At 43.9% G+C, this 21,142-nt stretch carries 18 protein-coding genes; 9 read left to right on the top strand and 9 right to left on the bottom strand.

Features of this window, described 5'->3' with window-relative positions:
* Window positions 1–7: 7 nt before the first annotated feature.
* Complete coding sequence (hutC, locus tag J8M00_RS23850; protein ID WP_211012924.1) at window positions 8–718, bottom strand: histidine utilization repressor; 711 nt, start codon at window positions 716–718, stop codon at window positions 8–10.
* Window positions 719–871: 153 nt separating this feature from the next.
* Between hutC and hutI the strand changes: the two genes are divergently transcribed.
* Together hutI and J8M00_RS23860 are read left to right on the top strand one after the other, a co-directional pair.
* The gene (hutI, locus tag J8M00_RS23855; protein WP_247687541.1) at window positions 872–2,053 is read left to right on the top strand and encodes an imidazolonepropionase; all 1,182 of its coding nucleotides are present in this window, start codon (window positions 872–874) and stop codon (window positions 2,051–2,053) included.
* A 20-nt stretch (window positions 2,054–2,073) separates the two neighbouring features.
* The gene (locus J8M00_RS23860; RefSeq protein ID WP_211012926.1) at window positions 2,074–3,918 is read left to right on the top strand and encodes an EAL domain-containing protein; all 1,845 of its coding nucleotides are present in this window, start codon (window positions 2,074–2,076) and stop codon (window positions 3,916–3,918) included.
* Here the strand turns inward: J8M00_RS23860 and J8M00_RS23865 are convergent.
* Window positions 3,915–4,970 (bottom strand): formimidoylglutamase, encoded by a 1,056-nt coding sequence (locus tag J8M00_RS23865; RefSeq protein WP_211012927.1) that lies wholly within the window; start codon window positions 4,968–4,970, stop codon window positions 3,915–3,917. The genes J8M00_RS23860 and J8M00_RS23865 overlap by 4 nt on opposite strands.
* 92 nt (window positions 4,971–5,062) lie before the next feature.
* Entirely contained in the window at window positions 5,063–5,566 is a 504-nt protein-coding gene (gene rraA / locus J8M00_RS23870; RefSeq protein WP_036975546.1) for a ribonuclease E activity regulator RraA, read from the bottom strand.
* A gap of 157 nt (window positions 5,567–5,723) precedes the next feature.
* Between rraA and J8M00_RS23875 the strand changes: the two genes are divergently transcribed.
* From J8M00_RS23875 to J8M00_RS23885, 3 genes are all read left to right on the top strand, one after another.
* Window positions 5,724–6,248, top strand: a complete 525-nt coding sequence (locus J8M00_RS23875) for a phosphatase PAP2 family protein (RefSeq protein ID WP_211012928.1) — start codon at window positions 5,724–5,726, stop codon at window positions 6,246–6,248.
* Window positions 6,245–7,291 carry an MJ1255/VC2487 family glycosyltransferase gene (locus J8M00_RS23880; RefSeq protein ID WP_211012929.1) on the top strand — a complete coding sequence of 349 codons (1,047 nt, stop codon included), beginning with the start codon at window positions 6,245–6,247 and terminating at the stop codon, window positions 7,289–7,291. The genes J8M00_RS23875 and J8M00_RS23880 overlap by 4 nt, the downstream gene beginning before the upstream one ends.
* A 107-nt stretch (window positions 7,292–7,398) precedes the next feature.
* Window positions 7,399–9,279, top strand: a complete 1,881-nt coding sequence (locus tag J8M00_RS23885) for a methyl-accepting chemotaxis protein (RefSeq protein WP_211012930.1) — start codon at window positions 7,399–7,401, stop codon at window positions 9,277–9,279.
* 79 nt (window positions 9,280–9,358) lie between these two features.
* Here the strand turns inward: J8M00_RS23885 and J8M00_RS23890 are convergent, their stop codons facing one another.
* The 5 genes from J8M00_RS23890 to priA all read right to left on the bottom strand — a co-directional run bounded on the left by J8M00_RS23890 (window position 9,359) and on the right by priA (window position 14,421).
* Window positions 9,359–9,733: a gamma-butyrobetaine hydroxylase-like domain-containing protein gene (locus J8M00_RS23890; RefSeq protein WP_211012931.1), complete on the bottom strand. Its 375-nt coding sequence runs from the start codon at window positions 9,731–9,733 to the stop codon at window positions 9,359–9,361.
* Window positions 9,734–9,769: 36 nt separating this feature from the next.
* Window positions 9,770–11,098 carry an HslU--HslV peptidase ATPase subunit gene (gene hslU, locus J8M00_RS23895; RefSeq protein ID WP_211012932.1) on the bottom strand — a complete coding sequence of 443 codons (1,329 nt, stop codon included), beginning with the start codon at window positions 11,096–11,098 and terminating at the stop codon, window positions 9,770–9,772.
* An 11-nt stretch (window positions 11,099–11,109) separates the two neighbouring features.
* Complete coding sequence (gene hslV / locus J8M00_RS23900) at window positions 11,110–11,628, bottom strand: ATP-dependent protease subunit HslV (protein WP_023398436.1); 519 nt, start codon at window positions 11,626–11,628, stop codon at window positions 11,110–11,112.
* A gap of 75 nt (window positions 11,629–11,703) precedes the next feature.
* Window positions 11,704–12,243: an SPOR domain-containing protein gene (locus tag J8M00_RS23905; protein WP_211012933.1), complete on the bottom strand. Its 540-nt coding sequence runs from the start codon at window positions 12,241–12,243 to the stop codon at window positions 11,704–11,706.
* Window positions 12,244–12,249: 6 nt separating this feature from the next.
* The gene (gene priA / locus J8M00_RS23910) at window positions 12,250–14,421 is read right to left on the bottom strand and encodes a primosomal protein N' (protein WP_211012934.1); all 2,172 of its coding nucleotides are present in this window, start codon (window positions 14,419–14,421) and stop codon (window positions 12,250–12,252) included.
* Window positions 14,422–14,676: 255 nt separating this feature from the next.
* Here priA and rpmE point away from each other — a divergent pair, with 255 nt between their 5' ends.
* Together rpmE and J8M00_RS23920 are read left to right on the top strand one after the other, a co-directional pair.
* On the top strand, window positions 14,677–14,892 hold the full coding sequence (gene rpmE, locus J8M00_RS23915; protein ID WP_023398433.1) for a 50S ribosomal protein L31: 216 nt from the start codon (window positions 14,677–14,679) through the stop codon (window positions 14,890–14,892).
* Window positions 14,893–15,510: 618 nt separating this feature from the next.
* Entirely contained in the window at window positions 15,511–16,752 is a 1,242-nt protein-coding gene (locus J8M00_RS23920; protein WP_023398432.1) for a malic enzyme-like NAD(P)-binding protein, read from the top strand.
* A 94-nt stretch (window positions 16,753–16,846) separates the two neighbouring features.
* Here the strand turns inward: J8M00_RS23920 and metJ are convergent, their stop codons facing one another.
* The gene (metJ, locus tag J8M00_RS23925) at window positions 16,847–17,167 is read right to left on the bottom strand and encodes a met regulon transcriptional regulator MetJ (protein ID WP_023397680.1); all 321 of its coding nucleotides are present in this window, start codon (window positions 17,165–17,167) and stop codon (window positions 16,847–16,849) included.
* A 327-nt stretch (window positions 17,168–17,494) separates the two neighbouring features.
* Here metJ and metB point away from each other — a divergent pair, with 327 nt between their 5' ends.
* Both metB and metL read left to right on the top strand, forming a co-directional pair.
* On the top strand, window positions 17,495–18,718 hold the full coding sequence (gene metB, locus J8M00_RS23930; RefSeq protein ID WP_211012935.1) for a cystathionine gamma-synthase: 1,224 nt from the start codon (window positions 17,495–17,497) through the stop codon (window positions 18,716–18,718).
* A 4-nt stretch (window positions 18,719–18,722) separates the two neighbouring features.
* The gene (metL, locus tag J8M00_RS23935) at window positions 18,723–21,071 is read left to right on the top strand and encodes a bifunctional aspartate kinase/homoserine dehydrogenase II (RefSeq protein WP_211012936.1); all 2,349 of its coding nucleotides are present in this window, start codon (window positions 18,723–18,725) and stop codon (window positions 21,069–21,071) included.
* Window positions 21,072–21,142 lie beyond the last annotated feature (71 nt).

Consider the following 21,142-nt stretch of genomic DNA (forward strand, 5'->3'; position numbering starts at 1 on the left):
GCGCCTCTTACTTTTTGAACGTGAGGTGACCACCAAGGCGGTACTTACTGCCAGGCGATATAAGTCGTGCAAAGCTGACGATGCCTTGAGAGGACCATGTTCTTCTGATCATCTGTAGGCATGGCTCTTCGTTAAACATGTTCAGCCATTGGCAGACTTCTTCATTGGGCATAATGGCCTCAACGGTATGGCGAGCCTCAGTGAGCGGGGCAACATGGGTCAAATATTCATGGGGCGTCAAAGTGGTAAAGTTCTGTTGTAAATATTCTGGCGCAAGTGCCGGATTGACGAAACGTTCTTCGACTTGAATAGGCTCTTCATTTTCGTGATGTACAATAACACTGCGATAGACTTGACTGTCTATCTCTACACCCAACGCGATTGCAATTGGTGCGATAGCAGACATTGACTCCAGTGATAAAACAACACAACTGTAGTTGCCACCACGCTCTTCCACCTCATCTGCGATATTACGGATCTCTAACAGTGAAGATTGAGATTTAAGACTCGCAACAAACGTCCCCAACCCTTGACTGCGGGTGAGCACGCCATCTTCGGTTAACTCGCTCAGCGCTCGCCTAGCGGTCATACGGCTTACTTTAAATTGATCAGATAACTCATTTTCAGACGGTACACGTTGATGCTCTTGCCAAGTTCCAGCGCGAATTTGATCAATAATGTGTTGTTTAATTTGTGCAAACTTAGGTTGTTCTGTCACTGTCTGCTACCGTGTAATAAAAGCTTTTTATAAAGGTGGCATAGCTATCTTGTATATACAAGTAATCTTGCTAAACTTGTATCAATTTTCTCCAACTGAGTGTAGACAGTGATTGAAGTAGATTTAGTAATAACTGATGCAAATATAGCCACAATGGACGACCAAGTCACAGGCGCTTATGGCATCATAGAAAATGCCGCGATAATGATAAAGGGCGACACCATTTTTTGGTTAGGCAAAGAATCTGAAATGCCTGAGTTCGATGCACTTGCAACGCCAGTTACGTCGGCAAAAGGAGCCTGGTTGACGCCTGGATTGATCGATTGTCATACCCATATTTTATTTGCTGGTTCACGTGCGGAGGAGTTTGAAAAGCGTTTAAATGGGGTGTCTTATCAGCAAATTGCTGAGCAAGGTGGAGGTATTGCCACTACGGTTAAGGCAACGAGGCAGGCCTCTAAAGAAGAGCTTTTTGTTGTTGCAAAACAGCGTCTAAATGCGTTGCTAAAAGAGGGAGTGACAACCGTAGAGAGCAAGTCCGGTTATGGTCTAGATACAGAAAGCGAGCTTAAATTACTCGAAGTAAACCAGATATTGGATGACCATCACCCAATTCAAATTCAAAGCACCTTTTTAGGCGCACACGCATTACCGCCTGAATATAAGGGCAATAGTGATGGCTATATCGATCTAGTGTGTGACGAAATGTTACCGCTAGTTGCACAGCGAGGCTTGGCTGATGCAGTTGATGTTTTTTGTGAAAATGTCGGATTCAGTCACGCTCAAACAAAACGTGTTTTTGAACGTGCAACGGAATTGGGTTTAAAAGTTAAATGCCATGCAGAGCAACTCTCAAATCAACATGGCAGTGAGTTAGTTGCTGAATTTGGTGGGCTGTCAGCGGATCATATCGAATACCTAGATGAGCGCGGCGTGATGGCAATGGCTAAGTCTGGCACTGTGGCTGTGATCTTACCTGGTGCGTTTTACTTCCTAAGAGAGACGCAACACCCACCTGTAGAATTGCTGCGAAAGCATCAGGTTCCGATTGCAATCGCCAGTGATTTTAACCCCGGCACTGCGCCTCTGTGCTCGCTGCGTCTAATGCTAAATATGGCGTGTACTCTATTTAAAATGACACCAGAAGAGTCGTTGTTAGGTGTCACGAGACATGCTGCAAAAGCGCTTGGGCTTTCCGACAGAGGAGTGCTGAAAGTCGGCGCGAAAGCAGATATTGCGATGTGGCAAATCCAACATCCCGCTGAATTAAGTTACCAGTTTGGCGTAAACGATCTGTTAAATCTGTGGATATCGGGTAGACTTACTCAATATTAAAGGTCAGTAGTGGTCGTGTAATGGCTAAATTTTCGTTGATAAAATATCTCTTTATATTGCTCAATATGTGCTGGGTATTTCCAACTTGGGGAGCAACGAAACTAGCTGATCTCTCACTGCATACCGTCATGTACTCTCCGCTGGCGGTGGCATTTTATGCGGGGGTGGTGGTGAGCTTGAGCTTAGTTGCCATCGCCCGTTCACACTTTGCTGTCAATCGTATTCTTCACGCGCTACTTGGTGCGGCAGGACTGGCTATACTCGCCTCTATGGGCGATATCGCACTTTACGTTTTAGTTGCCATTTTACTATTGCATATATGGCAAAGCGATAAATTGGGTCAAGGCCGTCATATTGTGATCTGTGCGCTGTGTGCAGTTGCTGCGACATTGTTGACGGTCAGCCATTTTTGGTGGCATTTACCAAGTGTTTATGTGGTTTTAACTCTGCTTCCTGTGTTTATCAGCGAATTATTTCTTGAAGGGCCGCGATTAGATGACAGAGCCCCGATGGAGTCTAATTTAGACTCTAATGCGGATATATTGGGGCTACCGGATAGAGCAGGTATTCGAGAAGCATTTAATGAGTATCGGGCGCGTGAGCCTGGGACAGCCATGTTGGTGATGGTGAGGCTTGAAGGGTTTCAACAAGTTAATTTTCACCTTGGTCGTGAGTTTGGTGACTTGTTGCTCGCGCAATCCGCAAATCGCATGAAACAACATTTACAATGCCACGATATTATGCCCATCGCGATGGGCAATGATGTTGAGCGATTAGCGCATCTAGGTGGATTGCATTTTGTATTTGTGTGTAGCCTAGCTCACCAGCAGCATCTTCACGAACAATTATGTGCAGAAATAATCGAGAGTACGCTAAAACCTTTCAATGTTGGTAACTGTATTATAGAGGTCAGTGCAAGGGCTAGTTATGTCAACTGTGATGAAGAATTGGGTCAATTTGACGAGTTGCTTACTTGTGTATTTTTGGCGCTAGACAGCAGCCCAGATAAAACCATCGCACCTTACCAGCAGAAAATGCAGATCGATAGGTTAGAGCAACAAGCTAGACTGGCAGAGCTCGCGCATATTGACTTTAAAAATGAGTTGGAACTGTATTTTCAACCAATTGTTAGAAACAGTGACGGCGACATTGAATACGTTGAGTTGCTCTTGCGCTGGCAGCACCCCAAGCAAGGGATCTTAGCTGCGAGTAAGTTCATCGATGATATTCGTATCGCAGGGCTTGCACTGCCTTTGGCGCAGTATGTTATTGAACGTGCAGCTGAAATCGCGCTGGCGCTTCGGGTTGAAGGGATCCAAATGCCACTTGGGATCAACCTGTTTGGGCCTGAAATGTTGCACGAAGAGTTCATCGAGTTTGTTGATAGAATTTTAGTCGAACATCAGCTGATGCCGCAAGATATTATCATTGAGTGTCCATCACAGATGTTCACCACACTTGATCAACAAGGTGTCGCCATGGTGGCCAGGTTGCGCACTATGGGCGTGAAGCTATGTGTAGATGGTTTTGGAGAATCTCCACTATTATTGGCTAAGCTGCCAAAGTTAGAAGTGGACTATGTGAAACTTGGGCGCTCATTGACGACGCCGAATCAGAGCCAAGGGAACTTTAAGGCTGTGGTGCGTGGCATCGTTGAAATGCAGAACGTACAAGAGTGTAAGGTGATCTGCGAAGGAGTAGAGTCTCAAGAGCAATTGCAGTTTGCCCAAAACCTCAATGCTTTTGCCGCTCAAGGTTATTTATTTACACGGCCTCTGAGTAGTATCGGCATGATCAGTTGGTTGAAGCAGTGGCGCTGGGAGCACCCTCTTGGAGATAGTCCCAACACCTCAGATGCTAGCTAGTTTTGTCGCGCTTTCAAATAGCTACATACTAGACCTGACAATACTTGCCCCGCCTCGATATATCCTTGAGCAGCCCCCTGAGGGTGAGTTTTTGGTGCAGCTTCGCACAGGTGCAAATAGTGTGTATTTGCTTGTTTGGCACTCAGGTAAACAAAGTGCTCTGCATCATTAACGCTGAAGCCACAATTGGTATACGCACTGACTGGCATCCCTGAAATAGCATCGACATCCACCTCAATACCAAGAGGAAGATTTGGATCAAACCGTGTAGTTGCAACTTTAATAGCATCGGTGAGTGATGTGCTGCGAGATACCAAGATGTCTTGGTACGTAGTATAAGTAAACCCAGCGCTTTGCAATGAAGCAATGATGGTGTCATTGTTTTTCTGTTCATGCATACCGACAACGTGGTAATCAGCAAGGTAACCGGCATGATGTGCGTAACTAAACCCGTTACCTGAATGTCTGCCTTCTATGGCTCTAAAATCAGCGTGGGGGTCAAAGTTTATTGCCTGACATTGTTTCTGTTGACTGTTTGACAGAGCTTGCAACAAACCAAAGCTGTTGTTGTGGCCACCACCTATCACAATTGGTTCTAGCCCCGCATCAAATATGGCTTTTAGTACAGCGCTAACACGCACATCCAGTTCTTCACACAAGGTTCTAAGTCGAGTGAGGTCGGCATCTAAGCTGTTATCCAGCGTCTCACTTTGTTGCTGTAAATCATCGGTGATGACCTCTCCCAGTAATAGCACATTGCTAGGAGTGAGAAACTGATTGCAAGGCAAATTTAAAAAACGTTTTAAAAATGCGTGCCAGCCATCCGTTGCTCCGCCGTTACCGCAATTACCGCGCGGTCCAATGTCTTCGTTGACGGCAACGAGGACATATTTTATGCCAAACTCTGCGGCATCTTTTAGTGCCTCAGGCAGCGGGGATTGCGACTTCAAAAAAGACAATGATTGCCAAAATCGTGTTTCATTTTCTCGTGTAGCTGTGTATTCGCTGATGTTTGATTCGTTATAAATCTTGATCCAGTTATGTGCAGTCATGGTGTTTCAGTTATTAAAAGCAGGTTAGGGTAAACAGCGCCAAGCCATTACGCGTTATGCGCAGTGGCTTGGTGATGGACTTAAATAGTAGGTTAGGCGTCGTCTTCGTCTACTTCGAGCAATAACTCTTCAGCTGAAATAACAATGCCTGTCGAGTCTGCGTACAGGAAATCATCATCAAAGAAAGAAACACCTGCAAAATTGACAGGAATGCCTTGCACGCCCGTGCCCTCGCTGTCTGCGCCGACAGGAATAGAGGCAATGGCTTGAATGCCAAGCTCACATTCTTCTAGCTCTTCGACATGACGTACTGCGCCGTATACGACGATGCCTTGCCAGTTGTTCTCCAAGGCAAGCTCAGCGAGATCAATGTCGATTAAGGCGCGTCGTGTAGAGCCTCCACCATCAATCAATAAAACTTTACCAGTTCCATCTTGTTGCAGTACTTCGGCGATCATTTCGTTGTTTTCGAAACATTTCACCGTTTTTATACGACCACAAAAGGCATGTTGTCCGCCAAAGTTAATAAACATTGGCTCAAGTACGTCAATGGCATCGGCGAAGTGATCACACAGATCAGACGTGCTGTAATCCATCATAGTATCCTCAGAGAATGGCTAAACTGTTGTCAGTATACTCCCATTGAGAAGCTGCGCAATGCTTTGAATAAACTTACATAATTGTGTCACAAAAATGTCGCGGTATTGTTATTAAGCTCTTCTATGCTGAAATTGTGAACAAATGTAAGCAACTATGATGAAAGCACAAATAATTAAACTAGACACGGCGCTCTATTTTGCACTGTACAAGCCGAAACGGCGAAAATGGTTTAACTGGTTGATGTTAATGCTGTCTAAAAGTGGCAACGGTGGTCTATACGTCATTTTAGCATTATTGAATGGTTACTTTATGGGCAGTGATGGTAGCGCATTTGTACAAATGGTACTGGTTGCGTTTGCCATAGAGCGACCATTGTATTTTGTAATGAAAAAGCACTTTGCCAGGATAAGACCGTGCGATTGTCTGGCTGTAAAGGCAATGCTTACACCCAGTGATAAGTTTAGCTTGCCCTCGGGTCACAGTGCAGGGGCGTGGTTGTATGCCACGTGCCTGATTGATGTTTATCCGGTATTGACCATCCCTTTGCTGATTTGGGCGGCGGGAGTTTCGTTATCACGCGTTTTGGTTGGAGTACATTATCCAATAGATGTTGTGCTCGGAGCATTGATGGGCAGTGGGTGTGCTTTATTGGCCATCGGCATTTTAGGAGAGTTATGAGAATACTATATGGGATCCAAGGGACGGGGAATGGCCACATTACACGTGCACGTGTGATGGCGGAATGTTTTACCAAACTCGGAATTGATGTTGATTATTTGTTTTCCGGAAGGGATGCTAACCAATACTTTGATATGGGGGTATTTGGTCAATATCAGGTGAGACGCGGGCTAAGCTTTATTACTAAAGGCGGCAAATTAAATTATCAAGAAACCATGAAGCAGCTTAAACTTGGTGCCTTTTTACGCGATGTTCGACAGCTGGATATCAAGCAATATGACCTTGTGTTCAACGATTTTGAACCTGTGTCTGCATGGGCTGCGAAATTAGCGAAAGTGCCAGTCGTTGCGATGAGCCATCAAGCGGCATTTTTATCTCCAGAAGTGCCTTTATTTGGTGCTGGTTTTATGGAACGAGCTTTGATCCGTTGGTTTGCACCTGCAAATGTGCATTTGGGGGTGCATTGGCAACCGTTTGCAAAAAACATATTACCGCCTTTTATTGCTTTTCATGGTAATCAGACGGTATCAATTGCGAATAAAATACTGGTGTATTTGCCTTTCGAAGATCTGAATAGCATTGTTGAATTACTTGGGGATTTCCCTGATAGAGAGTTTTATTGTTATCACCCTGATGCGGTTGATCAGTCGATCAATCATATTCATTTGCGTGCGCCGTCCAGAACGGGATTTTTGGAAGACTTGACAAGTGCATCTGGGGTTGTTGCAAATGCTGGGTTTGAGTTGTCTAGCGAAGCGCTCAAGTTTGGCAAAAAACTATTATTGAAACCTTTACAAGGACAATTTGAACAATTAAGCAATGCGATGACGTTGCAGTCCTTGGGTTTGGCTGAGGTGATGAACTATCTAAACTCCGAAGCGTTGGGGGAGTGGTTAGAACATCCGGAGGGGCAAATGATCGATTTCCCTTCAGATGCAACGCCTTTGGCAAAGTGGCTTGCGAAAGGCCAATGGCAAGATTACGGCAGTTTACATGACAGTTTATGGCAACCAATACTCTATAACAGGAACAAAGTTGCATAGCATGTAAAAAACATGAAATATTTTTGATTAAACTTGTAGATTCAATTTCGGCGCAAGGTGAGTTTGGCTATACTGTATTGCAGGTTCTGTAATAATTAGGTAACTGTATGGCTCTACTTGAAAATCTAACCATAAAAAGGCGTTTACAGCTCAATGCTGTTGTTGTCGGTGTTGCTTTGCTGGTTATGCTGGCTGTGATCATCACTGAAGCCAATACAATGCGCCAGTTGAATGAGACCATTCAATATGCAGAAGAACTGGATGTTCATGAGTTGTCCATGCGAAAGTATGAGAAAAACTTTCTATTTTACAAAGATGTAGCTGCGCTGGAACAGTTTGAAAAGGAATATAAACAACTTAAGCAAAAAAAATCGCAACTTGAAGCTGTTTTTATCGACTTTGGCATCGATTTAGCGCAACTGAATCAGTTTGAACAGTTGGTTACCCAATATCACGCTGAATTTAATCGCGTTGTTGAATTACAAAAGACCATAGGCATGCACCCAAAAGATGCCCTATATGGTGAATTGCGAAAAGCGGTGCATGGTGTAGAAACGCTGCTAAAACAAAAAGAAGACTACAAGTTGCTGACAACCATGCTGCAACTTAGACGCGCAGAAAAAGATTTTATGCTGCGTCTAGATACCAAATATCTAGGTAAGTTTAATAAGCACATTGAGACGTTTGAGTCTCAGATCCGTGCATCCAGTCATAGCCGCGCTTACCAGCAAGAACTCATTGATTTACTCGGCGTGTATCAAGCCAAATTCAAAGGCTTAGTGGATGCACAGGTAACACTGGGTGTCGATTTAAATAGCGGTGCATTGGGCGATATGCGTACCGTGGTGAAGAAAAGCGATGCGGTGGTTGTCGCCATTGTTGAGCAGACCAAGCGTGAAATTTCAGAAAATGCAGAATTTGCCAAGTCGATTGCAATTCTAATTTTCTTTGCCGCAGCCGCCATAGTGATGGTATTGGTGTGGTCGACTAGCCGTTCTATTATTCGCCCTGTTGAGCGTGTTTATCAGACGATTGAGCGGATCAGACGAGAAAACAACCTCGGTATTTTGATTGAGCACAGTGGCAATGATGAAATTACCATCATGACACGCGACTTCAATAGCTTAATTGAAGACTTCAAAAACCTGATCGCAGATGTTAATCGCGCTTTAGTGACCATCAATGATGCCACATCACACCTTTCTGCGACCACAGCGCAAACCAGTGCTGGTATGAACGAGCAATTGCACGAGGCGGATATGGTGGCAACCGCCGCCACAGAAATGCAAGCGACTATTCAGGATATTTCACACAATACGGAAGCAGCAGCGCAAAAAGCAGAATCGACGAATAACAATGCACAGCAAGGCCGCAGTGAAGTGACATCAACCATAGATCACATTATGGCACTGTCTCATTCACTAAGTGGTGCCTCTGAAGTTGTTGGTCAATTGGAACGCGATGGTGAAACCATCGGTTCGGTACTTGATGTGATCAGAGGGATAGCCGAACAAACAAACCTACTGGCACTGAATGCGGCGATTGAGGCTGCTCGAGCGGGCGAGCAAGGCCGTGGCTTTGCGGTGGTTGCCGACGAAGTTAGATCTTTGGCACAGCGTACGCAAGACTCGACACAAGAGATTGAAAGTATCATTTCTACATTGCAACAGCGCACCCAAGATGTTGTAAGTATTATGGAAGAGTGCCGAAGTCAGAGTAATGAGAGTGTAGAGCAAGCAGAACGTGCTGGAGAGCTTTTAGGTTTGATCACAGAAGATGTTCAAAACATTATGGATATGAGTACGCACATTGCAACTGCCATTGATGAACAGAATCAGGTTGCGTCAGAAGTAAATAAAAATGTCGTTAAAATCCGTGATATTGCGCAAGGAGCATCTGAACATGCGGCTTCAAATGCGCAAAGTAGTGAAGAGTTGTCTGAACAGGCACGTGCACTACATAATGCCATTGACAAATACAAGGTGTGATTAACTAAAGCGTGTCTGGAGGAGTTTAGGCGCTCTTTTGCAAACAGCATCCATGTGATGCTGTTTTTGTTTCTAAGGCCTAAGGGACAAATTTAATCGGTACGCTGTCTTTGTTCTTATGGTGTTGCTGCACTTTTTCTTGATATTGTGCCCATAATACTGGGTGATTTGTACATAGCTTACGTAGGTACTGCCAACTAAATAATCCAGAGTTGTGGCCATCGTCAAAACATAGCCTGACAGCATAATGCCCAACGGGCTCAATTGCGTTTAAGGTCACGTTTTGCTTGTTTAATACCAGTTGCGCTTGTTCAGGACTGTGTCCTTGTACTTCCGCAGACGGAGAGTGGGTGCGCAAAAGTTCCGCACTGAGCGTGACTTTCATGCCGTCGTCAAAACTAATGTCGAGTTGCTTACTTTGTCGATGGTAATGGAGTTTGGTTACTTGATACATAAAAATTGGGCCAGCATCGCTGACCCAGTCTCCGAATTATAGAATGAAGCGGCTTAAGTCTTCATCTTGAACTAGCATATCAAGGTGCTGTTCAACGTATTTCGCATCAATTTGCAATGCTTGACCTGCTTTGTCTGAGGCATCGAACGAGATCTCTTCCATCAGCTTTTCCATCACAGTATGTAGACGTCTTGCGCCGATATTTTCAGTCTTTTCGTTTACTTGCCACGCAGCTTCTGCGATACGCTCAATCGCATCTTCAGTGAAATCGACAGTCACTTGCTCTGTTTGTAGCAGCGCTTGTTGCTGCTCAGTGAGTGAGGCATGAGGCTCAGTCAGGATGCGCTTAAAGTCTTTTGCAGTCAGAGCTTCAAGTTCCACGCGAATAGGTAAACGACCTTGTAACTCTGGGATCAGATCAGAAGGCTTAGCCATTTGGAAAGCACCAGAGGCAATAAACAAGATATGGTCTGTTTTAACCATGCCGTGTTTTGTACTGACAGTAGAACCTTCAATTAAAGGTAATAGGTCTCGTTGGACACCTTCGCGACTGACGTCTGGACCTGACGCTTCACCACGTTTACAGATTTTGTCGATTTCATCGACAAACACGATACCGTTTTGCTCAACGGCGAAGATAGCTTGCTCTTTTAGCTCTTCAGGGTTCACCAATTTAGCGGCTTCTTCTTCGATGAGCAGCTTAAAGGCATCTTTAATTTTAAGCTTGCGATTCTTTTTCTTGTCGCCAGACAAGTTTTGGAACATACCTTGTAGCTGGTTGGTCATTTCTTCCATACCAGGAGGTGCCATGATCTCAACTTGCGGTGATGTTTCCGCGATATCGATATCGATTTCTTTGTCGTCTAGTTGACCTTCGCGTAGCTTTTTACGGAACACTTGACGAGTTGAGCTATTTTCAGCTGGTTGTGCTTCACCCCATGCGTCTTTAGCTGGTGGTAATAGCGCGTCTAAAATACGCTCTTCGGCAGCTTCTTCTGCACGGTGTTTGTGCTTTTTAGTCTGTTGCTCTCGAGTCATTTTGAAAGAGACTTCAACTAGATCGCGGATAATGGTTTCAACTTCTTTACCCACATAGCCCACTTCTGTGAACTTGGTTGCTTCAACTTTGATAAACGGTGCGTTGGCAAGTTTAGCGAGTCGACGTGCGATCTCGGTTTTACCTACACCAGTTGGACCAATCATAAGAATGTTTTTTGGGGTAACTTCAGCGCGAAGGTCGTCATTGAGTTGCATGCGACGCCAGCGATTTCGAAGAGCAATAGCAACTGCTTTTTTAGCTTTGTCTTGACCAATAATATGCTGGTCCAATTCATGAACGATTTCTCTAGGTGTCATTGCTGTCATGGATTTTCCTATTACAATTCTTCGATGGTCTGGAAGTTGTTTGTGAATACACAAATATCACCCGCAATTTTCAAGCTTTTCTCGACAATTTCGCGTGCACTCAAGTCGGTATTTTCAATCAGTGCTGTTGCAGCCGCTTGGGCGAAGTTACCGCCGCTGCCAATGGCAATAAGGTCATGTTCTGGTTGTACAACATCGCCGTTACCTGTGATGATCAGTGAAGCCGTTTCATCCGCTACAGCAAGCAGCGCCTCGAGCTTTCTGAGCGCGCGGTCTGTTCGCCAATCTTTGGCCATTTCAACAGCCGCACGAGTGAGGTGTCCTTGGTGCATTTCCAATTTAGTTTCGAAACGCTCAAATAATGTAAATGCATCGGCAGTACCACCGGCAAAACCTGCCAGTACTTTACCGTTGTAAAGGCGACGCACTTTTTTGGCATTGCCTTTCATCACCGTATTGCCAAGAGACACTTGGCCGTCGCCACCGATAACAACTTTGTCATCACGACGAACGCTTACGATAGTAGTCATAGTATTCCTTAAAAGAGGCCTTTGCCTCGGATAATTATATCAATAAATGCTTAAATGAGGGCAGCTAGGCTAATTTCAAGTCCAGCCCCAAATTCCGCAGTCAACGATTTTGATGCGCTGCAATCTATTTTTATCGCTTTCAGCATCGCGCTTTTTGTCATAGGGCCCTAAACGCACACGGTACCAAACACCGTTACTCCCTTCAGTGCGGCGAATTTCAGATAAGAGGCCTGCAAAGGCAATGCGCGCTTTGCGCTTTTCCGCTTGTTCATAGGTTCTGAAAGAGCCACACTGCATTTGAAATGGACCCCGTGATTTAATGACTTTAACCTCAGCTTCCACTTTCGCTTTTTTCATATCATCGATGAACGGAGGTGGACGAGGCAGCTCTTTTTTATTTTCAACCACAGCGGTAGGTTCCGCCGGTGTTTGTGCCTGTTGGACTTTGGCAGGATCAGCATGCTCTTTGATAAACCACAAGCCATAGGCGAACCCGCCGATCAGCAGCATTGCGAAGGCAGCAAGGACTTTCGGAAAAGGTTTCTGCGTTTTAGGTTGTTGTTTCTTTTGTCCCTTTTTCTTCGGGGTTTTGTTTATATAATCGTGTTGTGCCATATCAGTTTAATAGGTATCCATAGGATCAACATCAATATTCCAGCGCACCCGTGTGGCAAGTTTGTGGCTGCTTATATATTCCTTAAGTTGCATGAGATATTGATGCAAAACATTGCGTTGCGTTGCCTGTATATGTAATTGATAACGGTACTTTCCCGCGAGGCGCTCCATGGGCGCCGGGATCGGACCTAGCAATTGTATACCAGAGAATGGCTGCGCTGGAACCAAATCGGATAAAAATGTCATGACAAGGTGCGCGGAAGTTGCTTCTGCTCTGACCAACGCGAGATGTGTGTATGGTGGAAGCATTGTCTCTTGGCGCTCTGTGAGTGCGTAGCGCGCAAAGTCTTGATAGCCATTATTAACTAAATCTTGCAGCAGTGGATGTTCGGGAAAGTGGGTCTGTAATATCACCGTGCCAGGCTCTCCACTTCTACCTGCTCGACCTGCTACTTGGGTTATCAATTGGGCCATATGTTCAGTTGCTCTAAAGTCACTTGAATATAAACCACTGTCGACATCCAAAATAACCACAAGCGCGACATCGGGGAAATGGTGACCTTTCGCCAGCATTTGGGTGCCGATCAGCACTTGAGCCCCACCTTGGTGGATCTGCTCAAGGGCACTTTCTAAGCTGCCTTTTCTCCTCGTTGAATCTCTGTCAATACGACAGATAGGGATGTCTTCAAATTGAGCAGAGATAAACTCCTCCAGCTGCTCTGTACCAAGTCCTGTGGGCATAATCTGCGTACTACCACAATCTGGGCACTGGTGAGGAACAAACTGTTGTTCACCGCAGTGGTGGCACACCAAGCGCTGCATTGATTTGTGATAGGTGGCGCTGGTACTGCAGTGTTGACAGTCACTTATCCAAGCACACTCATGGCAAATCAATGTCGGCGCGAAACCTCGGCGATTAAGAAAGATCATAGCCTGCTTACCCATAGCCAGAGTACGCTCAATTGCTTTTAAACTTGTGCTGGCGAACCCACCTTGCGTTTGTTGGGCTTTCATATCGACAAGTAAAAATTGATTGTCTTGACTGGTTTGCGCACGTTTACTTAGTGTCAGCAGTTGAAACTTATTATCCAGTGCTTTTTTTAAGGTTTCCAGCGCGGGTGTTGCTGTCCCTAAAAGCAGCGAACACTGCGCTTGATGAGCACGGTAAGCGGCCAAATCTCGAGCGTGGTAGCGCAAACTATCTTGCTGTTTAAACGAATGATCATGCTCTTCATCAACGATGATCATCGCGAGGGATTTAAACGGTAAAAAAATACTAGAGCGAGTGCCAATGACAAGCGCTGTGGTGGCTTGCTGAGCACGACGCCACGTATGCAAGCGCTCGTTATCAGTGAGATTGGAATGCCATAGATCAATTGGTAGGCCAGGAAAGCGACGCTTGAATCGATTGACTGTTTGCGGAGTTAGACCTATTTCGGGTACCAACACTAAAGCTTGCTTTCCTGCTTTGAGTACTTTTTCTAAGCACTGTAAATACACCTCGGTTTTACCACTTCCGGTGATCCCTTCAATTAAAAATGTGCGAAAACCATCGGTATGATTTACTGCACTGCAAGCGGTTGCTTGTTCTTCATTTAAAGTGGGTTTAGTACCAATAGATAGCGGTTGGTTTTGCCAAGAAGTATCTGGGCGAAGCTCTTCACAAATGAGCTTTTTTTCTTGTAAGCCTTTTATTTGTGCTTGTGTAAAGCCCAAAGTTTTGAGCTCACTATGTGTCGCATCCCCGGCACTGCGCAATTGTTCTAGTAATGCAAGCTGCTTCTTGGCTCTCAATTGCGTGGTTTCTCGCCCCGCGTCGGTGAGTGTTAAAAAGGGCAACTGCGTTTTATCTACATTCTGACCGTCACGCAGTGCGCCTGGTAATGCGGTAAATATTGTCTCACCGAATGGGTAGCAATAATATTGACTGGCAAAAAGTAAAAAACTTAAATGAGCACTATCTAGAATGGGTGTGCTGTCAACAACAGATTCAAGCGGCTTTATTTTATTTTCTGGGACGTCACTATGTGTTTTTAATTCGGTGACGACGGCGACACAACGCCGATTGGCAAATTTGACCCAGACTCGACCGCCGACACAAGGGGTCATGGAGGGTTGGTAGGTGTAATCAAAAGTCTTGTGTAAAGGGACTTTTATTGCGACAGCTGCAAATGGCATGTGCTCTCCAAGTGATCCGCCTATTGCGTACAAAGTAAGAATGCGAAGTGCCAGAGTATACCTCAACACTTTCTACTTGTGAGGGTAAATTCCGGATAGTAAACAGGAATAATAAAAATCTAGTTAGATACTAATTTATTGCTTGTAGTTTGAGCATGAAAGTCCTAAAATACGCGTCCAATTTATTTGTATAACGACGTATGGTGCCAAACTTCGGGTTTGGAGAGCGATACGGCCTTAAATTAGAGGTTTCCTATGAAAGAAGGTATTCATCCTAAGTACGAGACGATCTCAGCAACTTGTTCTTGTGGTAACAAATTCGAGACGCGTTCAACACTTTGTAAAGACATTCACCTAGACGTATGTTCTTCTTGCCACCCGTTCTACACTGGTAAGCAGAAGATCCTTGATACTGGTGGTCGTGTTGATCGCTTCAACAAGCGCTTCGGTGCGCTATCTGCTAAGCGTTAATCACTGCTTAGTTAATGAAAGAAAGCACCTACGGGTGCTTTTTTCGTTTTAGTACATGCCTTTTTCTTCATACATGTGCTTCAGCATTCCCCCGAATAAAAAATAATATGCAATTTGGTATTGTATTAAAAAGTTGCCATATTTGTTCTATAGCATATGTCTAACTAAGTGGTTTAATTGGCACAACTCCAATGTGCTTTTTGCATTGAAATTATGAAGCAAAATGTGAGATGTGTGTTTAAAACGGTCTTTGTTTTGAATAGTTATGCTTGTTTAATTTTTATTTAAAGTTAGTTAAATTCATCTAAATGTCACTAAATGTAGTTATTTTCATTTAACTGTATGGTTTTGTTAGTGAATTGATTCTTGTTCGTCATATGTGGTTTTTTTGCATATAAATTAACCTTTCATGACCAAGAATTATGGATGTTACCGTTAATTTATTGCTGTAAATTTTGATGAAAAGTAGCTTAAAAGTCGCTAAATACCAAAGAATATCGTCTAACAGGATAGACCTGATAGTGCTTGAATTAATTTTCAAAAGAGGTATTGTTGAAAGCAGTTAGCGAATTTTTATCTCACTCTCACTTTTAACTTCTCGTAGGAAAAAATCGCGTCATGTCAGATTTACGTGAAAAAGCATTACATTACCACGCTCACCCCGTCCCAGGTAAAATCAGTGTTGAACTGACAAAACCTGCTGAATCCGTCAAAGATCTAGCCTTAGCTTATAGTCCAGGTGTTGCAGAGCCCGTGCGCGAAATTGCGGCAGATCCTGCAAATGCATACCGATATACAGGTAAAGGCAACATGGTTGCTGTGATCAGTAACGGTACTGCTATTTTAGGTCTGGGTAACCTAGGACCTTTGGCGTCTAAACCCGTAATGGAAGGTAAAGCGCTTTTATTTAAGCGATTTGCAGGTTTAGATTCGATTGATATCGAAGTAAAACACCGCACAACTGAAGATTTTATCAACACCGTTGCAAATATTGCAGATACGTTTGGTGGTATTAACTTAGAAGATATTAAAGCGCCAGAGTGTTTTGAAATTGAAAAAGCTTTAATTGAGCGCTGTGATGTTCCTGTTTTTCACGATGATCAGCATGGTACAGCGATCGTAACTGCTGCTGGCATGCTAAACGCTTTGGAAATTCAAGGTAAAGACATCAAAGAGGCGATCATTGTTTGTTTGGGTGCAGGTGCAGCCGCAATCGCTTGTATGGAACTGCTAATTAAATGTGGTGCTCAACGTGAACACATTTACATGTTAGACCGCAAAGGTGTTATCCATACACGTCGCGATGACTTAAATGAGTATAAAACGCTGTTTGCCAATAACACTGATAAGCGTACATTGCAGGATGTTATTGCTGAAGCCGATGTATTTGTTGGTGTATCTGGTCCTGATTTGCTATCACCAGAAGATCTTAAACTGATGGCTAATAAGCCTGTGGTTTTTGCTTGTTCGAATCCAGATCCAGAGATTAGCCCTGAAGTGGCACATGGCGCTCGAGACGACTTAATCATGGCGACAGGTCGCTCTGACTATCCAAACCAAGTTAATAACGTACTTTGTTTTCCGTTTATTTTCCGCGGTGCATTAGATGTGCGCGCTACTGCTATCAATGATGAAATGAAAATTGCAGCGGTAGAAGCTATTCGTAGTATTGCAAAAGAACCTGTACCGGAAGAAGTTTTGGTTGCAGCAGAAGTAGAAAGCTTAGAGTTTGGCTCAGAGTACATAATTCCAAAGCCTATGGACCCACGTTTACTACCTCGTATTGCAAAAGCAGTTGCACAAGCTGCAATTGACTCAGGTGTTGCACAGATTGAACTACCTGAAAATTACATGGCATAGATTTTACGACTAAGTCTTGTAAGGGGCTTAGTGTGTTACATGATATAAAAAAGCCTCACATTAGTGAGGCTTTTTTATATTTGATAGGGACTGATTATTCTTCGTTTATTTCAGGAATATCTAATCCCATTTTTTCCATAATCTCGCGAACTTCTGCTGGGATCTTCTCTGGATTATCTTTTCTTAAGTCTTCGTCATTTGGCAAAGGCTGGCCAGTAAACGCATGTAAAAACGCTTCACACAGTAATTCACTATTTGTTGCATGGCGCAGGTTGTTAACCTGTCGACGAGTCCGTTCATCTGTCAGTACTTTAAGTACATTCAAAGGAATTGAAACAGTGATTTTTTTCACCTGTTCTGATTTTTTACCGTGTTCTGCATATGGGTGAACATATTCACCGTTCCATTTAGCCATAATTGTGTACTTGCCTCAGTGTTTACCTTGAATGTGAATAAGACTGGATTTTGTTTGCTGAGTGCACTGCTGACGGTTTGTACCATATACAAGCTAATTGCTGTGCACTGTACAGGAAATTGGCAGAATACTCGGTCTTTTGCCATATTAGGTCAAAGATTCAGTCTTATTGGCATCCTTTATCGCTTTCGTGGCGAAATTTTATCGGTTTGAATAAGATAGTCAAATACTAGTTATTTAGCCATATAGAAGTATAAATGTTTTGACATCTCACAATTGTTCATCTAACCTTTTAGACGTCTAAACATCCAAGTATCTAGGTGACCTATGAGCCAAAGTAAGAAGTCAACGATTGCCGTGAGAAATGGCATCGATGCAGATAAGCATCATGGTGCAGTTGTGCCTCCTTTATATCTCTCTACGACCTATTCTTTCGCTGATTTTGATAAAAAGCGGGATTATGATTATGGTCGCAGTGGCAACCCAAATCGAGATATTTTAGCCGATACACTCACTCAGTTAGAAGGTGGCGAAAAAGGCATTATTACCGCAACTGGCATGGCTGCGGTTCATCTTGTGACACAGTTATTAAACCATGACGATACTTTGGTGATCCCGCATGACTGTTACGGTGGCAGTTATCGATTATTTACCTCTTTAGAAAAGCGTGGCTTATTAAAAGTAGAAGTACTTGATTTAACTCAGCCTGAAAGTCTGCAAAAAATTGCGGATATTGCGCCTAAGATAGTTTGGATAGAAACTCCGAGTAATCCAATTCTAAGACTGACAGACATTGAAGCTGTGGTGAAAGCTGCGCACGGTTGTGGCGCCTTGGTAGCTGCGGACAATACATTTTTATCACCGGCGCTGCAAAACCCAATCGCTTTTGGTGTGGATATTGTTGTGCACTCTACGACTAAGTTTATTAATGGTCACTCAGACGTTGTTGGTGGAGCTGTCATTGCTCGCACGCAAGAATTGGGGGAAGAACTTGCTTGGTGGGCAAACAATATTGGCATTACAGGTTCACCTTTTGACAGCTACTTAACATTGCGCGGACTTAGAACTTTAAAAGTGCGCCTAAAGCAGCATGAGCACAATGCATTGGCGATAGCTCAGTATTTAGAATCTTCTCCATTTGTTGAGCAAGTTTATTATCCCGGTTTAGCTTCCCATCCACAGCATGCGCTCGCCAAAAAGCAGCAGCATGGATTTGGTGGCATGGTAAGTTTTGACATCAAAGGGGGTCTGAAAGACTCCGCTGCATTTTTAACTTCTTTGTCCCAATTTTCTCTAGCTGAATCTTTGGGTGGTGTAGAGAGTTTGATTTGTCACCCAGCTACGATGACCCATGCAGGGATGGATCCACAGGCTAGACTTGAAGCGGGCGTAGGCGATACGTTAATCCGAATTTCCGTTGGAATTGAAGACGTTGAAGATTTGTTAGCAGATCTTGAGCAAGCGTTTAAAAAGGTGTACAGTCCTGTAAGCGGTGATTCTGACGATGCCAAAGACTTTAAACTATCCCCTGCACATACGGTTTTATGGTAACAATATGACAAAAGTAGTACACAAATTTGGCGGCTCTAGCCTTAGTTCTGCAGCGCGCTATCAAGCGGTTGCTAATATCATTTTAGGCCAATGCCAAAGAGGTGATTGTGTCGTTGTGTCAGCAGCGGGTAAAACCACAAATACGCTAGTGAAGTTATGGCAAAGTTATTTACAAAAAGATGATAATGCCTTTAATGACATCTTATTGCAGGTGGAAAACCATCAAAATCAACTGCTGACAGAGTTGTTTACGAGCCAGCAGGCAAATACTCTATTAGAAAAGCTAAAAGATGAGCTACAGAGCATTGCAAAGGCGGCAGCAGATTTAAACTTACATGAAGCATCGTTATTGGCACATGGCGAAGTATGGTCTGCACGTCTGCTAGCACATTTATTGTCGACATTAAATGTCAGTGCGCTTGATGTAGATGCGAGAAGTTTATTTACCCAGCATCAAGGTCAATTGTTACATGCACAAAATAAACAAGCGTGTATAGAACAATTAAGTGGCGAAAAAATTCACATAGTGACCGGGTTTATTGCCTCAGATTGTGACGGTAATACGATCACTCTGGGCCGCAATGGTAGTGACTATAGTGCAACCCTGTTGGCTAATTATATTGATGCGCAGGCTGTATCAATTTGGACAGATACTCACGGTGTGTTCAGTACCGATCCGCGTAAAGTAAGTTCAGCAATTAAATACCCTAAGGTTTGTAGAGCGCAAGCGAATCTGCTTGCTCGTCTTGGCAACCCTGTGTTGCATGCAAAAACGTTATCACCACTGAAAGACACCAACATTAAACTTCAAGTGCGTAGTAGTTATGACCCTGAAGCCGTAGGCACGGAAATCGTGAAACAAGGTTATAGCAAAGATAAGCGGTTTATCACCACATTTGAGGAACTTGATTTAATTCGGGTTGAGGGACTTGCTACGGGTGAGGTGCGAACCTTAAGCCAATTAATACAACATAGTATTCACCACTTTAGTAAGGGTGGTGAAGATTATCTCCTAGTACCGAGCAATGACACCCATGCTGTAGCTAGCCATTTGCAAGGCAGGGGGAATATTGTTGAGTCTCACTTGAGAGGCTTGGCAATAGTAGCGCCGAGCCATGAAACACATCAATTAACTCAGCAAGTGGCTGCGGTTTTAGAGCAGCAAGATGTGGTTGTACGCTTTACCCACAGTGATGGACGTTATGCATTATTCTTGACAGATCAATCTATCGATAGCGATGTACTTGCTATTTTACATGATAAGGTAGTCAATAAAGGCCGAGAATTAGCTGTGATCATTGCGGGCCTTGGCAATGTGGGCGAAGTGTTCGTTGATCAATGCCAAAAGCAAGTTGAGAAGTTACAAGCAAACTTTGATCTAAAGATTGTGGCTTTGGTTCGCTCTCAAGAAATGTTGTTTTGCCCAAGTGGTATTAATATTCAAAACTGGCAACAGCAATGGCGAAGCGAGGCGCAAAGCTACCAGCAGTCAGATCTGCTTGAGCGTATCGGTGAACTCGATTATGAGCACAAAGTAGTGATTGATATTACTGCCAGCGATGCTTTTAGCGATATGTATCCGAGTTTTGTGGCACATGACTGTCATTTGATAAGTGCCAATAAATATGCCGGTACAGCAGCACAAGCTTGGTATGGAAAACTACTTGAGCAATTACAAGAGCGCAACTTACACTGGCGTTATAACACGAGTGTTGGTGCTGGATTGCCGATCAATTTTGCATTGGCTGATTTGCAAAACAGTGGGGATGCTGTGACGCGTATAGAGGGGGTATTCTCTGGAACTCTTTCTTGGCTATGTAGTAGCTTTGATGGTACTAAACCTTTTTCTGATTTGGTGATAGAAGCACAGGGCATGGGCTATACCGAGCCGGATCCGAGAGAAGACTTATCAGGTCGAGATATGCAGCGTAAATTGCTTATTTTGGCCAGAGATCTAGGACTTGAACTAGACGTTGAAGATATTGCCCTAGAGCCATTGATGCCAGAACATTTGGCCACAGGTGATTGGGACTCTTTTCTTGCTAAGCGTCAGGATTTAGATACATTTTATCAGTCTCGTTATGAGCAGTCGCAATCTGAAGGCAAGGCACTGCGTTACACAGGGGCTTTAGATATCGATGAGCAAGGTCAGGTTAGTGCTAAAGTTGGCATTGCCTATGTTGAGGCTGGCAGTGCAATTGCGAATTTAACCCCTGGTGACAATATTTTTGTGATCACCAGCCAGTGGTATGAAAGTAACCCGTTAGTGATCCAAGGGCCGGGCGCCGGTAAAGAGGTGACAGCAGCTGGGATCCACTCTGATTTATATTGGTTAACACAAAAGCTCAAATAATAGAGTTGTTTACTTAAACGATATTTTGCCAATTTAAAAGGCCATGCACTGCATGGCCTTTTTGTTTTTCT

The organism is Pseudoalteromonas luteoviolacea, assembly GCF_018100925.1.
GTDB lineage: Bacteria > Pseudomonadota > Gammaproteobacteria > Enterobacterales > Alteromonadaceae > Pseudoalteromonas > Pseudoalteromonas obscura.

Excerpts from the sequence above, each read along its gene's own strand:
- rraA (WP_036975546.1), bottom strand. The coding sequence starts at position 5,566 with ATGGATTACAGCACGTCTGATCTGTGTGATCACTTCGCCGATGCCATT.
- priA (WP_211012934.1), bottom strand. The coding sequence starts at position 14,421 with ATGCCATTTGCAGCTGTCGCAATAAAAGTCCCTTTACACAAGACTTTT.
- J8M00_RS23865 (WP_211012927.1), bottom strand. The coding sequence starts at position 4,970 with ATGACTGCACATAACTGGATCAAGATTTATAACGAATCAAACATCAGC.
- rpmE (WP_023398433.1), top strand. The coding sequence starts at position 14,677 with ATGAAAGAAGGTATTCATCCTAAGTACGAGACGATCTCAGCAACTTGT.
- hutI (WP_247687541.1), top strand. The coding sequence starts at position 872 with ATGGACGACCAAGTCACAGGCGCTTATGGCATCATAGAAAATGCCGCG.
- metL (WP_211012936.1), top strand. The coding sequence starts at position 18,723 with ATGACAAAAGTAGTACACAAATTTGGCGGCTCTAGCCTTAGTTCTGCA.
- J8M00_RS23905 (WP_211012933.1), bottom strand. The coding sequence starts at position 12,243 with ATGGCACAACACGATTATATAAACAAAACCCCGAAGAAAAAGGGACAA.
- J8M00_RS23860 (WP_211012926.1), top strand. The coding sequence starts at position 2,074 with ATGGCTAAATTTTCGTTGATAAAATATCTCTTTATATTGCTCAATATG.
- J8M00_RS23875 (WP_211012928.1), top strand. The coding sequence starts at position 5,724 with ATGATGAAAGCACAAATAATTAAACTAGACACGGCGCTCTATTTTGCA.
- metJ (WP_023397680.1), bottom strand. The coding sequence starts at position 17,167 with ATGGCTAAATGGAACGGTGAATATGTTCACCCATATGCAGAACACGGT.
- J8M00_RS23885 (WP_211012930.1), top strand. The coding sequence starts at position 7,399 with ATGGCTCTACTTGAAAATCTAACCATAAAAAGGCGTTTACAGCTCAAT.
- J8M00_RS23890 (WP_211012931.1), bottom strand. The coding sequence starts at position 9,733 with ATGTATCAAGTAACCAAACTCCATTACCATCGACAAAGTAAGCAACTC.
- metB (WP_211012935.1), top strand. The coding sequence starts at position 17,495 with ATGAGCCAAAGTAAGAAGTCAACGATTGCCGTGAGAAATGGCATCGAT.
- J8M00_RS23880 (WP_211012929.1), top strand. The coding sequence starts at position 6,245 with ATGAGAATACTATATGGGATCCAAGGGACGGGGAATGGCCACATTACA.
- hslU (WP_211012932.1), bottom strand. The coding sequence starts at position 11,098 with ATGACAGCAATGACACCTAGAGAAATCGTTCATGAATTGGACCAGCAT.
- J8M00_RS23920 (WP_023398432.1), top strand. The coding sequence starts at position 15,511 with ATGTCAGATTTACGTGAAAAAGCATTACATTACCACGCTCACCCCGTC.
- hslV (WP_023398436.1), bottom strand. The coding sequence starts at position 11,628 with ATGACTACTATCGTAAGCGTTCGTCGTGATGACAAAGTTGTTATCGGT.